Genomic DNA, 11,720 nt, shown 5'->3' on the forward strand with positions numbered 1-11,720 from the left:
CCTGGACGCTCAGACCGAGGCGTGGACCGCGGCTGCGTTGTGGCCGATCCAGTTGGGCGGAGCGGTCAGAGCGGTCGTCTTTCGGTTGCTGGTGACACGTGCGGCCGGCCGCGCCGTCCCGCACGTTCGGCGGGCAGAGTTCGCGACCTTGGCGAATGCGCGGGCCTCGATCTGCCGCACCCGTTCCGCCGAGATCGAGAGCGACTGACCGATCGTCTCGAAGCTGGCGGGACGCTCGCCCAAATGTCTGGCCGAAAAGATGTAGCGTTCGCGGGCATCGAGCTGAACCAGCGCGTCCTGCAACGCGCGGCGTTGATGGTCGAGTTCGTCGTGGCCGGCGAGGACCGCCTCGGCGTTCGGCGCGTCGTCGGCAATCAGATCCTGCCACTCGCCGCTCTCGTCGAGATCAGACAACGGCGTGTTCAAGGACCGGTCGCCGGACAGGCGCTGCTCCATCTCGATGACTTCGCGAAGCGGAACGTCGAGCGTCGCTGAAATCTGTTCGGCCAATTCCTTGGTGAGCGTGCCGTGGTGATCGGGCTGGAGCCGGCGGATCTCGCCGCGAAGCCGGAAGAACAACTTCTTCTGCGCAGGCGTCCGGCCGATCCGCACCAGCGACCACGATCGGATGATGTGATCGTAGATCGCTGACCGGATCCACCACACCGCGCAGGTCGAGAACCGCGCGCCGCGTTCGGGGTCGAACCGGTCGAGCGCCATCATCAGTCCGAGATTCGCTTCGGCGATCAGATCCCCCAGCGGAAAGCCATAGCGTCGGAAGTCGCGAGCCAGTTTCGCGGCGAGCCGGAGGTGGCTGGTGATCAGCGCGTCAGCCGCCGCTTTGTCGCGATGCTGCAGCCATCGCTGCCACAACCGAGCTTCTTCATCCGGCTCCAGGACCGGATAGCGGCCGATCGCCCTCATGTAGCTCTTCTCATCGAAAACCGCAGCGTCGGAGTGTGCCGGGGCGAGGGACGACGAAGAAAATGCCGAGGTCATGGGTGGGCTCCAATGCCGATGCTGAACTCTGCGAACAAATGTAGAGAGATGAATTTCGGCTGAACATTAAATCTAGGTGTTATGACGAGGGCAGAGAACAAATGCCGTAGCAGGCGGCCACCTCGTAGCGTTTGTCGGCGATCGCGGCGGACGACGTGACCTGATCAGGACGCCATGCGGCGAACGTCCAAATCAACGACGAAGCAGACAAGACGGGCACTATGGTCGACACCACGATGACCGAACGCGGCAGCCCGGCGGGCAGCAGGGCGGCTGTTTCGGGGAGCCGAAGTACGGCTGGTGATCGTCGGGATATCGACGCGTCGGTTGTGGTCGATGTCACCGAGATGATCCCGCGCGTTGCGCGGTCCTGTTTGCGGAGCAACGGTGAGCGGCAGTCGCCGTCTATCCGGGCAACGAACGGGGGGCTGGCTCAAGTGGTCGTCGCTGATCGAGGACAGCTCCAATCGCGAGCCCAGCCAGCACTGTGCAGGCGGTGCACAGTGCGATCGAAAGCCCGAACTGCGCGAGCGCCAGGCATCCCAAGGTGACACCGCCCAGAAAGCTGACCCAACTGGCCCCATAGACGAGTGCTTGGGGCCGGCTCCCACCGCCATGAACGAGCTGCGCCAGCGCTTTTCCGAGACCGAACAGAAACCCGGTGACGAAGCTCTTGCCGATCTCCACGCCAGCGACGGTCTCGTGGGCTGCGTTCTGCATGCCCATCGCAGCACAGACCGGCAGAAGGCCGAGATAGCCCTCGACATAGCGGGTCAGCACGATCGCCGATACCAACAGTCCGATCTCGATAGCGAGGATCGCGGCGCATTTGAACCGCTCGACGATCTCGCTGATGAGGGTGCCGAGGAAGGCGCCAAATACAAAGCTGAAGATGACCAGGGCGACAGGGAGAAAGATCTGCCGATCGCCCTGAGCGATGGCAATTCCAAGACGCGTACTATTTCCACTCATGAACGAAACGTACAGACCTGCCAGGTGCGTGAACCCGACGGCGTCGAGGAATCCAGCCACGGAGGTCATCAGAAGCGCGAGGGCGAGGTGCAGCTCCGACCGCGACTGTGATCGGATCCCGAGCGCGGGGACATGACCGTCGGTGTCGTCGACCCGCATGGCGATCACTTGCTCCGTTCCGTCTGTCACGCAAGTCAAGAAGCGAGGCGGTTTTCGCTGCCCAGTGCATTCGCGGTTCTCGAATGGACGGACAACAAGCCGGCAAAGGGGGCTTGCGCGCGATTCGTTGCCGCGCGCAAGACACCGGCTCGATCAACGCACGACTGAGCGTGGATTCCGATCGAGCGCCGCCATGGCCACGTCATCGAGACCGAGATGGCCCCGGACCAGGTCGGGCGGAGTCAAAGCCAGCCACTGATTCAGCGGGACGTCCTTGAACAGCGGCTTGTTGAAGACGTTCAGCACCCGGACCGGGGTCGTGCCGATATTCTCGATGTAGTGCGCGAGAGTCTTCGGCACGTAGCCGACGTCGCCGGCGCGATAGTTGAACGTCCGCGCCTTCGAGGTGGCGTCGAACACGGTCATCCGCGCTTCGCCCTGAATGTAGTATTGCCATTCGTCCGCGTCGGGATGCCAGTGGATTTCGCGCAATGCGCCCGGCTCCAGATCGATGATCAGCGCCGCCATGTTGGTTACCGGAAAGTTCCGGACATCGATTATCGTGGTCTTGCCGCCATCCCATTGCGTCGGCGTGAAGTCACCACGATGGACCGTGAACGGCATCGCGGGCCGCTTCGGCGGCAGTTTGGCGAGAACCTCGTCGAGCGGCGGCGGGACGGGAAGCGGGAAGATGTACTTCTCCTTCGGCGGGAGATTGGCGAAATGCTGCTGCGGAATGCCGAAATTCTTGGCGACCACGTCGATCGGCATATGCGCCATCAACTCCGTCACCAGCAGGGTCTCGTTCTCGGAGAAATTGCCGTCGTCGAACACCAGCAGGAATTCGCAACCCTCTTCCAGGGCCTGGATCGAATGCGGTATGCCGGAGGGGAACAGCCAGATATCGCCGGCCTGAAGGTCGTCGACATAGACCCCGCGGTCGGGGTCGACGACGGTGACGCGGCAGCGACCGTCGAGCACGTAGCCCCATTCGGCTTCCTTGTGCCAGTGCAACTCGCGGACCACGCCGGGACCAAGGCGCATGTCGACTCCGGCCATGCCCTTTGCGGCCGGCAGTTCTCGGACCGTCACCTCGCGCGCCCAGCCTCCGGCCTCGAGCCGGTTATGCGCCATGCCGAACGAGAATTTCAGGTTGGGAAGCGACCCATTGTCGGTGGGCGGCGGAATGAAAATGTCGGGGTTCTGCAGATCGAGCGCCAGATTGCGCGGCCCGGGATCGCTCGCGCCGTACGCGCCGCGAACCGGCTGGAAATCGGTGGTGATCGGCATTGTATCTCTCCGTTGCAGTTGATCGGTCCAGGGTGCCATCGCGCCCGTTCGAGCTGCCGTCGTCTGAACCTTCGTGTGGTCCAAGTGATATCGATGCACGGGGCTGCGCTTCTCGGTTCGCACGCCGAATCCGAACGCGTTCTGCTTTCGAACGATCGGCGGAACCGGATCGGCGTCGAGGCGGCGTCCTTTGCGAAAACGACGGTCGCCGAGCACGCATTTCACCAGCGAGCGCTATGACAGCGCGCGGCATTCTTCCATGGTTCTGGAGTCGCTGCGCGGATCGAACATTCGACCGAGTCCATATCCGGAGGCGGCGGCGAGCAGCGACATGGCGACGACGCCGGTCACATAGGCGACGCCGTAGAATGCATGATGGTCGAGAATGATCATGAATGTATCCAACCCCATCAGTGACCGCGTCGTGTACCCGCCGCAAAAGCCCGCCATCACGAACTGACGAGAGCTCTCGCTCATCGGAAAAGCCCCGCGCGTCGCCGTGAGCGTCGCATACAATGCAATGACGAATGACCCGACGATGTTGACGAACGCGGTTGCGACCAGATCGCCAGCGCCCCACAGATCCGCGATGATAGACGCCGAGCCGAAGCGAGACAGAGCGCCGACCGCGCTTCCGAGTGCCACGGCGGTGCAGAGGACGATCCGTGACGTCGGCATGGGTTGCTCAAGCGCCATGGCGAGCGGCCCAGATGGTGCCGAAATAGCCGAACGCGACCGCGGTCAGACACAATGTGGTCGATGCGACGACATTCAGCGTCGCAAGCCCGGCTCGCCGATCCAGAACAAGATTGACGGTCTGAAGACTGAACGAAGAGACCGTAGTGTATCCGCCCAGCAATCCCGTGATGATCAGATCGTGCAGTCTCGGGCTGTTGAATGCGCCGGCGTCGATGCGAGCCAGGCCGACCACGATGCCGATGAGCAGGGCGCCGGTGACATTGACGACGAGCGTGCCCCACGGGAACGTCGTCCCCCACCTCTGCCCCACGATATCCGAGACCACGAAGCGAGAGGCGCCGCCGACGGCTCCGCCCAGACCGACAAGAAGGCAGGTATCGAGCATCACGGTCCGTATCTCCAAATATCTGTCATTGCGGAATCGCGGTCTCATCGGGGGTCGATGACGCAATTGGACCGCCGATCCGCGCCGGTCTTGCGAAATCGCACGTCCGGACGCGAGCGGCTGAGGCTGCGGGGCTTGGCCGGTCCGGCCGGGGCGGGTCGAGCTGAATGCGGGCGCCGCGAAAAAATCCACTTGGGAAATCGACGCGCGCTCTCCACCTCCCCGATGTTCGATCGGCGTGCGGTTCAGCAAGCAGCGCTATCGCAACGGTCCGATCTGCGCGACATATCGATGCCGTCGGTCTGCAGGCGTCGATCGTGTCGAATCGCCGTCACGTCTTGGCCGGCCAACAAGGAGCAGAGCGGATGTCCAATGTTGCTGATCGAATTGTCGAAACCCTGCATCAAGCCGGCGTCGAGCGGATCTTCGGCGTGGTCGGAGACAGCCTCAACGGACTGACGGAAGCGTTGCGCCAGCACGGCAGCATCGAATGGGTGCACGTTCGCCACGAAGAAGTCGCTGCTTTCGCGGCCGCCGGGGAATCGCAGATCACCGGCAAGCTCGCGGTTTGCGCCGGATCCTGCGGTCCGGGAAACCTGCATCTGATCAATGGCCTGTATGATGCACAGCGGACCCGGACTCCGGTGCTGGCCATCGCGGCGCAGATTCCATCGGCGGAGATCGGCGGCGGCTACTTCCAGGAAACGCACCCGCAGAATCTGTTTCGCGAATGCAGCGTCTATTGCGAGCTGGTGTCCGATCCGCATCAGTTCGACTACGTCCTCGAAAACGCGATCCGGGCCGCGGTCGGTCAGCGGGGTGTCGCCGTCGTCGTGATTCCTGGCGATGTGGCGCTGCGCGAGGCTTCGACACGTGGGGTGACGCCCGTTGCCGGCCTGCTGCCGCCGACGCCGATCGTGACGCCGGCCGAGCCGCAGCTCGACGCGCTGGCGGCGCTGCTGAACGGCGCCGGGCGGGTCACGCTGTTCTGCGGCCGCGGCTGTGCAGGTGCCCACGCGCCGTTGATGGCGCTGGCCGAAGCTCTGAAGAGCCCGATCGTCCACGCGCTGGGCGGCAAGGAACACGTCGAATACGACAATCCCTACGACGTCGGGATGACCGGCTTCATCGGCTACGCGTCGGGCTACGAGGCGATGCATGCCTGCGATGTGCTGTTGATGCTCGGCACCGACTTTCCCTACAAGCAGTTCCTGCCGACCGGCGCGCGAATCGCGCAGGTCGACATTCGCGCCGAGAATCTCGGTCGCCGTTGCAAGCTCGCGCTTGGCCTGGTCGGCGGTGTCCACGAAACCATCGAGGCCTTGCTGCCGAAATTGACGACCAAGACCGACCGCGGGCACCTCGATCACAGCGTGGCACGCTACGTCGCATCCCGGCAGGGCCTCGACGATCTGGCGAAGGGCACGCCCGGCCGCAAGCCGATCCATCCGCAGTATCTCGCCAAGCTGATCAGCGACGGCGCCGCCGACGATGCGGTGTTCAGCTTCGACGTCGGAACACCGACGATCTGGGCCGCCCGCTATCTGAAAATGAACGGAAGCCGGCGTCTGGTCGGCTCTCTGGTGCACGGTTCGATGGCCAACGCGCTGCCGCATGCCATCGGCGTGCAGGCCGCCCAGCCGAGCCGGCAGGTGATCTCGCTGTCGGGGGATGGTGGCTTCACCATGCTGATGGGAGACCTCATCACGCTCACGCAGATGAAATTGCCGGTCAAGGTCGTCATTTTCAACAATGGCGTACTCGGCTTCGTGGCGCTCGAGATGAAGGCGGCGGGATTTGTCGAGTTGGGCACCGATCTACAGAATCCCGATTTCGCCGCCATGGCGCGTGCGATGGGCATCCATGGCGTGCGGGTTGAGGATCCCGGCGATCTGCCGGCGGCGGTGGCCGACGTGCTGGCTCATGATGGCCCAGCCGTGCTCGACGTCGTCACCGCGACCCAGGAGCTGTCGATGCCGCCCACCATCGGCGCCGAACAGGTCAAGGGCTTCAGTCTCTGGCTGCTCCGCGCGGTGATGAGCGGCCGCGGTGACGAAGTGATTGATCTCGCGAAGCAGAACCTGCTGCCCCGGTAGAGCGTTTGGCGCCGGCCGACTTGCGGAACGGCGTCGATCTCATGATGGCGTTCTTGGAGGCTCACCACAGGCACTACCTGCCGGTAAGGGGACGCGAAGCGCGTCTCGCGCCACGCGCCGTTTCGTCGGTCATGCGATGATCACGCCTTCCATCGGAAGGCGAGAATCATCGAATGGGCGCCTCTCGATAGTTTCGCCAGTGCGAATCGGAAAGGCAGGCAACGGCTCCACCTTATCTTGAGACAATCGGGACGGATTGGCTTTTGAAGAGGGTGGATCGTGGCGAAGCAGCGGCCGGACGGCATCCGAGCGTACGAAGATCCCGCTGGCGGATGGGGCGCGCTGAAGGCACTCGCCGTCGCGCTCAAGGATCAACAGCTCGTCGTCGAGGGCATTCCAACTCTGTTGAAGCAGAATCAGCCGGAAGGTTTCGATTGTCCCGGCTGCGCCTGGCCCGATCCGAAGCACACCTCCGCGTTCGAGTTCTGCGAGAACGGGGCCAAGGCCGTGACCTGGGAGTCGACGCCGAAGCGGGTCGGCCCGGACTTCTTTGCGCAGCATACGGTGACGTCGCTGTGGGAGTGCTCGGACTACTGGCTCGAGGATCAGGGGCGGTTGACCCATCCGATGCGCTACGATGCGCAGACCGACAAATACGAGCCGGTCGACTGGCAGGTCGCGTTCGACGACATCGCCGCCAAGCTCGATGCGCTCGACGATCCCAACCAGCTCGAGCTCTATACGTCCGGACGGGCGTCGAACGAGGCGGCCTTCCTGTTCCAGTTGTTCGGCCGCCAGTTCGGCACCAACAACTTTCCGGATTGCTCGAACATGTGCCACGAGCCGACCTCGGTCGGGTTACCGCGCTCGATCGGCATCGGCAAGGGCACGGTCACGCTCGACGATTTCGACAAGGCCGAGCTGATCATCTCGATGGGCCACAACCCCGGGACCAATCATCCGCGGATGATGACGCCGTTGCGCAATGCCTCGCGGCGCGGCGTCAAGATCATCGTGCTCAATCCGCTGAAGGAGCGGGCGCTGGAGCGCTTCGAGGCGCCGCAGGCACCGCTCGAAATGGCGACGACATCGTCGACGCCGATCGCTTCCTGCTACTTCCAGGTCAAGGTCGGCGGTGATGCCGCAGCCCTGAAAGGCATCTGCAAGGCGCTGGTCGCCGCCGACAAGGTGGCGCGCGCCGCGGATCTTGCGCCCTTGCTCGACCACACTTTCATTGTTGGCCACACCGCAGGCTTCGATGCCCTGGTCGACGATCTCGAAGGCTGCAGCTGGTCCGCCATCGAGCGGGCCAGCGGATTGCCGCGCGCCGACATGGAGCGGATCGCGGCCGACTATGCGGCGTCGAACGCCACCATCGTGTGTTACGGCATGGGGATCACCCAACACGTCACCGGCACTGCGAATGTGCAGCAGATCGCCAATCTGCTGCTGCTCAAGGGCAATATCGGCAAACCCGGCGCCGGGATTTGTCCGTTGCGCGGCCATTCCAACGTGCAGGGCGATCGCACCGTCGGCATCACCGAGCGCCCCTCGGAGGCGTTTCTCGACCGGCTGCGCGACGTGTTCGGCTTCGAGCCGCCTCGGGCATTCGGCCATTCGGTGGTCGACAGTATCGCGGCGATGCGCGACGGCCGCGCCAAGGCGGTGATCTGCCTCGGCGGCAATCTGGCGATGGCGGCATCGGACCCGCAGGCCTGCTTCAAGGGATTTCGCCGCCTCGATCTCGCCGTGCACCTCGCCACCAAGCTCAACCGCACGCACCTGTTGACCAGCAAGACGACCTATCTGTTCCCGGTGCTCGGCCGCACCGACAGCGACATCCAGGCTTCGGGCCGCCAGGCGCTCACCGTCGAGGACTCGATGTCGATGGTGCATGCCTCGCGCGGCTTCCTGACCCCGCCGAGCGATCAGGTGCGGTCCGAGGTTGCGATCCTGGCCGGCATCGCCAAGGCGACGCTCAGAAGCAAGTCCAGGGTGGATTGGGATGCGCTGGCCGGCAATTACGATCTGATCCGCGACGCCATCGAAGAAGTGTTTCCGGATTTCGAGGCTTACAACGACCGCATCCGAAAGCCGGGTGGATTTCAGCTGCCGAATTCGGCGGCGATGCGGATCTGGAACACGCCGACCGGCAAGGCCAATTTCGCGATCTTCGCGGGCCTCGAAGAAGACGAGACAAGTACCGACCGCGATGTGCTGCGGATGACGTCGCTGCGCGCGCACGATCAGTACAACACCACGATCTATGGTCTGAACGACCGCTACCGTGGCGTGTTCGGCCGCCGCGACGTGCTGTTCCTCAATCCCAAGGACCTGGCGCGGCTCGGTTTTGCGGAAGGCGACGTGGTCGATGTCGCCACCGCGCTGGACTACGCGCGGCCGGACCGCGTGGTGCAGGCGCTGACCCTGGTGAGCTACAATCTGCCGGACGGCTGCTGCGCCTCCTACTATCCCGAGATCCAGCCACTGGTGGCGCTCGAATTCCGCGATCCGGAGTGCCTGACGCCGTCCTACAAATCGATCCCGGTGAAAGTCACGGCCGCGCGGGCGCCGCTCGCCGCTGACCGCGCGGTGGGGCGTGACGGAATCGTCGGCCGCGAACCGGGCGTCGAGACCGCAACGGGGCCGTCGCCCGTCTCCCTCATCGATTGAACGACAGGATCACAGATGGACCAGCTCCTTCTCTCCCGGCTGCAGTTCGCCTTCACGATTGGCTATCACATTCTGTGGCCGGCCTTCACCATCGGCATCGCCTGGTTCATCGTGGTGCTGAGCGCGCTGTGGTTGCGCACCCACGATCCGGTGTATCGACACCTAGTGCGGTTCTGGACCAAGGTGTTCGCGCTCGCTTTCGGCATGGGCGTGGTCACCGGCGTGGTGATTTCGTATCAGCTCGGGCTGAACTGGTCCGGCTATGCGCGGGCGACCGCGGACGTCATCGGTCCGTTGTTCGTGCTGGAGGTTCTCACGGCGTTCTTCCTCGAAGCCGGCTTCATCGGCGTCATGCTGTATGGCGAACAGAAGGTCGGCGAGAAGCTGCATTTCACCGCCTGCCTGATCGTTGCGATCGGCACGGTGATTTCCGCGTTCTGGATCATCTCGGCGAATTCCTGGATGCAGACGCCGACAGCTTTCACCACCACGGCCGATGGCCGCTTCGTGGCCACGGATTTCTGGGGCGTGGTGTTCAACCCGTCGATGCCGTATCGGCTGGCGCATATGCTGACGGCCAGTTTCATCACCGGCGGCTTCGTGGTGGTGGGCGTGTCGGCGTTCTGGATCTGGCGCGGCCGTCCCGCGGATCAGCCGGCGGCCCGCAAGGCATTCTCGATTTGCCTCGGATTGATGGCGGTGCTGGTCCCGGCGCAAATGCTGATCGGCGACCAGCATGGATTGAATACGCGCAAATATCAGCCGATGAAGCTGGCCGCGATCGAGGCGCGCTGGGATACGGCGCGGGGGGTCCCGATCAATGTCATCGCCTGGCCCGACGAGAAGAACGAACGCAACGACTATGCGCTCGAGATTCCCATCCTGGGCAGCCTGATCCTGACGCATTCGCTCGACGGTGAAGTCAAGGGTCTGAAGGAAGTGCCGGCTTCGGAGCGGCCACCCGTGGCGCCGGTGTTCTTCGCTTTCCGGATCATGGTCGGTTGCGGCCTGCTGCTGCTCTTGGTCGCGTTCGCCGGTCTGTATCTGCGCTGGCGCGGGCGACTCTACACCGCGCGCTGGTATCAAGTCGTCTGCATGGGGTGCATTCCGCTCGGCTTCATCGCGACGCTGGCGGGCTGGGTGGTGACGGAAGTCGGGCGGCAGCCTTATGTGATCTACGGACATTTCCGCACCTCCGAAGCGGTGTCGCCGATCGCCGGCGGCGCCGTTGCCAGTTCGCTCGCGGTGGCTCTGGTGCTCTACAACCTGCTGCTGCTCGGTTTCTTCTGGTATGCGGGCCGGTTGGCCTTGCGCGGCCCGATGAGCGGCGTCCCCACCCATCCCGCCGTGCCGATGGCGACCGTCGCGGCCGCGCTCGGACAGGGTTCTCGAACCACCGAAGGTGCACGATGAGCATGCTGTCAGGCTTTGATTTTGCGGTGTTCTTCGCCGTCGGCGCGGCTGTCGTGATCGGCCTCTACGTCGTGCTCGACGGCGTCGATCTCGGCGTCGGCATCCTGTTTCCATTCGCGCCGCGCTCGTCCGACCGCGATCTGATGATGGCGACGCTCGAGCCGTTCTGGGACGGCAACGAGACCTGGCTGGTGCTCGGCGGCATGGTGCTGCTGGCCGGATTTCCGCTGGCCTTCGCGATCCTGCTGCCGGCCTTCTATGTGCCGCTGTGCTTGATGCTGTTCGGCCTGGTGATCCGCGGCATCGCGTTCGAGTTCCGCTCGCAGGGCGGTCCGTTCGAAATTGCTTGGTCGACCACCTTCGCGGTCGGGTCCTTCATCGCGGCGTTCTGCCAGGGCGCCATCCTCGGCGCCTTCGTCGGGCGCTATATCGCCGTGGTGGACGGCGCCTTTGCGGGCGGCCCGTTCGACTGGCTCGGGCTGTTTTCGATCGCGACCGGGCTCGGCGTGGTTGCCGGATATGGTCTGCTGGGCGCTTGCTGGCTGATCTGGAAGACCGGCGGCGCCACACAGATGTTCGCCCGCGAACTGGTGCTGCCGACGCTGCTGTGCGTCGGCGCCGCGATTCTGCTGATCAGTGTGTGGACGCCGTTCGTGAAGCCGCAGATCGCCGACCGCTGGTTTGCCTGGCCGGACTTCGTGTGGCTGGCACCGATGCCGATCGTGGCCGTGGCGGCCTGGCTTGGAGTCTGGCTGACGCGCTGGAGCGAACGCGAATGGGCGCCGCTGGCGCTGTCGTTGTTGCTTTTCATGGCGTCGCTCGCAGGGCTGGGCGCCAGCGTTTGGCCGGAGGCGGTGCCCGGGTCGATGACGATCTGGCAGGCGTCCTCGATGCACCGGACCCAACTGATCGTCGCCGGCGCGCTGGTGATCGTGATGCCGATCATCCTGGCCTATATCGGCTACGGCTATTGGCTGTTCCGGGGCAAGACCAGGCCCGCGCCAGATCTTCGCCAGAACTGACGATCACGGGGG

At 64.2% G+C, this 11,720-nt stretch carries 10 protein-coding genes; 4 read left to right on the top strand and 6 right to left on the bottom strand.

All coding sequences use genetic code 11. The features are described 5' to 3' along the window. Positions 1-9: 9 nt before the first annotated feature. The 6 genes from RPB_RS00990 to crcB all read right to left on the bottom strand — a co-directional run bounded on the left by RPB_RS00990 (position 10) and on the right by crcB (position 4,507). The gene (locus RPB_RS00990) at positions 10-999 is read right to left on the bottom strand and encodes an RNA polymerase factor sigma-32 (RefSeq protein WP_011439098.1); all 990 of its coding nucleotides are present in this window, start codon (positions 997-999) and stop codon (positions 10-12) included. A gap of 79 nt (positions 1,000-1,078) precedes the next feature. Further along, complete coding sequence (locus RPB_RS24445; protein WP_157038761.1) at positions 1,079-1,342, bottom strand: hypothetical protein; 264 nt, start codon at positions 1,340-1,342, stop codon at positions 1,079-1,081. Positions 1,343-1,404: 62 nt separating this feature from the next. Then, positions 1,405-2,130 (bottom strand): YoaK family protein, encoded by a 726-nt coding sequence (locus tag RPB_RS00995; RefSeq protein WP_011439100.1) that lies wholly within the window; start codon positions 2,128-2,130, stop codon positions 1,405-1,407. A 153-nt stretch (positions 2,131-2,283) separates the two neighbouring features. Then, on the bottom strand, positions 2,284-3,420 hold the full coding sequence (locus RPB_RS01000; protein WP_011439101.1) for an oxalate decarboxylase family bicupin: 1,137 nt from the start codon (positions 3,418-3,420) through the stop codon (positions 2,284-2,286). 234 nt (positions 3,421-3,654) lie between these two features. Further along, a complete protein-coding gene (locus RPB_RS01005; RefSeq protein WP_041797844.1) occupies positions 3,655-4,098 on the bottom strand; it encodes a CrcB family protein in 444 nt (147 codons plus the stop codon). A gap of 7 nt (positions 4,099-4,105) precedes the next feature. Further along, entirely contained in the window at positions 4,106-4,507 is a 402-nt protein-coding gene (gene crcB, locus RPB_RS01010) for a fluoride efflux transporter CrcB (protein WP_041798490.1), read from the bottom strand. A 362-nt stretch (positions 4,508-4,869) separates the two neighbouring features. On the opposite strand from crcB, the gene poxB reads away from it, so the two are divergent. The 4 genes from poxB to RPB_RS01030 all read left to right on the top strand — a co-directional run bounded on the left by poxB (position 4,870) and on the right by RPB_RS01030 (position 11,708). Beyond that, on the top strand, positions 4,870-6,600 hold the full coding sequence (poxB, locus tag RPB_RS01015; RefSeq protein ID WP_011439104.1) for a ubiquinone-dependent pyruvate dehydrogenase: 1,731 nt from the start codon (positions 4,870-4,872) through the stop codon (positions 6,598-6,600). A gap of 279 nt (positions 6,601-6,879) precedes the next feature. Beyond that, on the top strand, positions 6,880-9,273 hold the full coding sequence (locus RPB_RS01020; protein ID WP_011439105.1) for an FdhF/YdeP family oxidoreductase: 2,394 nt from the start codon (positions 6,880-6,882) through the stop codon (positions 9,271-9,273). Between the two features lie 15 nt (positions 9,274-9,288). Beyond that, positions 9,289-10,686, top strand: a complete 1,398-nt coding sequence (locus tag RPB_RS01025) for a cytochrome ubiquinol oxidase subunit I (RefSeq protein ID WP_011439106.1) — start codon at positions 9,289-9,291, stop codon at positions 10,684-10,686. Next, positions 10,683-11,708 (top strand): cytochrome d ubiquinol oxidase subunit II, encoded by a 1,026-nt coding sequence (locus tag RPB_RS01030; RefSeq protein WP_011439107.1) that lies wholly within the window; start codon positions 10,683-10,685, stop codon positions 11,706-11,708. Before RPB_RS01025 ends, RPB_RS01030 begins: the two co-directional genes overlap by 4 nt. The last annotated feature ends 12 nt before the right edge of the window (positions 11,709-11,720 follow it).

This window comes from Rhodopseudomonas palustris HaA2, assembly GCF_000013365.1.
Lineage (GTDB): Bacteria > Pseudomonadota > Alphaproteobacteria > Rhizobiales > Xanthobacteraceae > Rhodopseudomonas > Rhodopseudomonas palustris_J.

Excerpts from the sequence above, each read along its gene's own strand:
- RPB_RS00990 (WP_011439098.1), bottom strand. The coding sequence starts at position 999 with ATGACCTCGGCATTTTCTTCGTCGTCCCTCGCCCCGGCACACTCCGAC.
- RPB_RS00995 (WP_011439100.1), bottom strand. The coding sequence starts at position 2,130 with ATGCGGGTCGACGACACCGACGGTCATGTCCCCGCGCTCGGGATCCGA.
- RPB_RS01000 (WP_011439101.1), bottom strand. The coding sequence starts at position 3,420 with ATGCCGATCACCACCGATTTCCAGCCGGTTCGCGGCGCGTACGGCGCG.
- RPB_RS01005 (WP_041797844.1), bottom strand. The coding sequence starts at position 4,098 with ATGCCGACGTCACGGATCGTCCTCTGCACCGCCGTGGCACTCGGAAGC.
- poxB (WP_011439104.1), top strand. The coding sequence starts at position 4,870 with ATGTCCAATGTTGCTGATCGAATTGTCGAAACCCTGCATCAAGCCGGC.
- RPB_RS01025 (WP_011439106.1), top strand. The coding sequence starts at position 9,289 with ATGGACCAGCTCCTTCTCTCCCGGCTGCAGTTCGCCTTCACGATTGGC.
- RPB_RS01030 (WP_011439107.1), top strand. The coding sequence starts at position 10,683 with ATGAGCATGCTGTCAGGCTTTGATTTTGCGGTGTTCTTCGCCGTCGGC.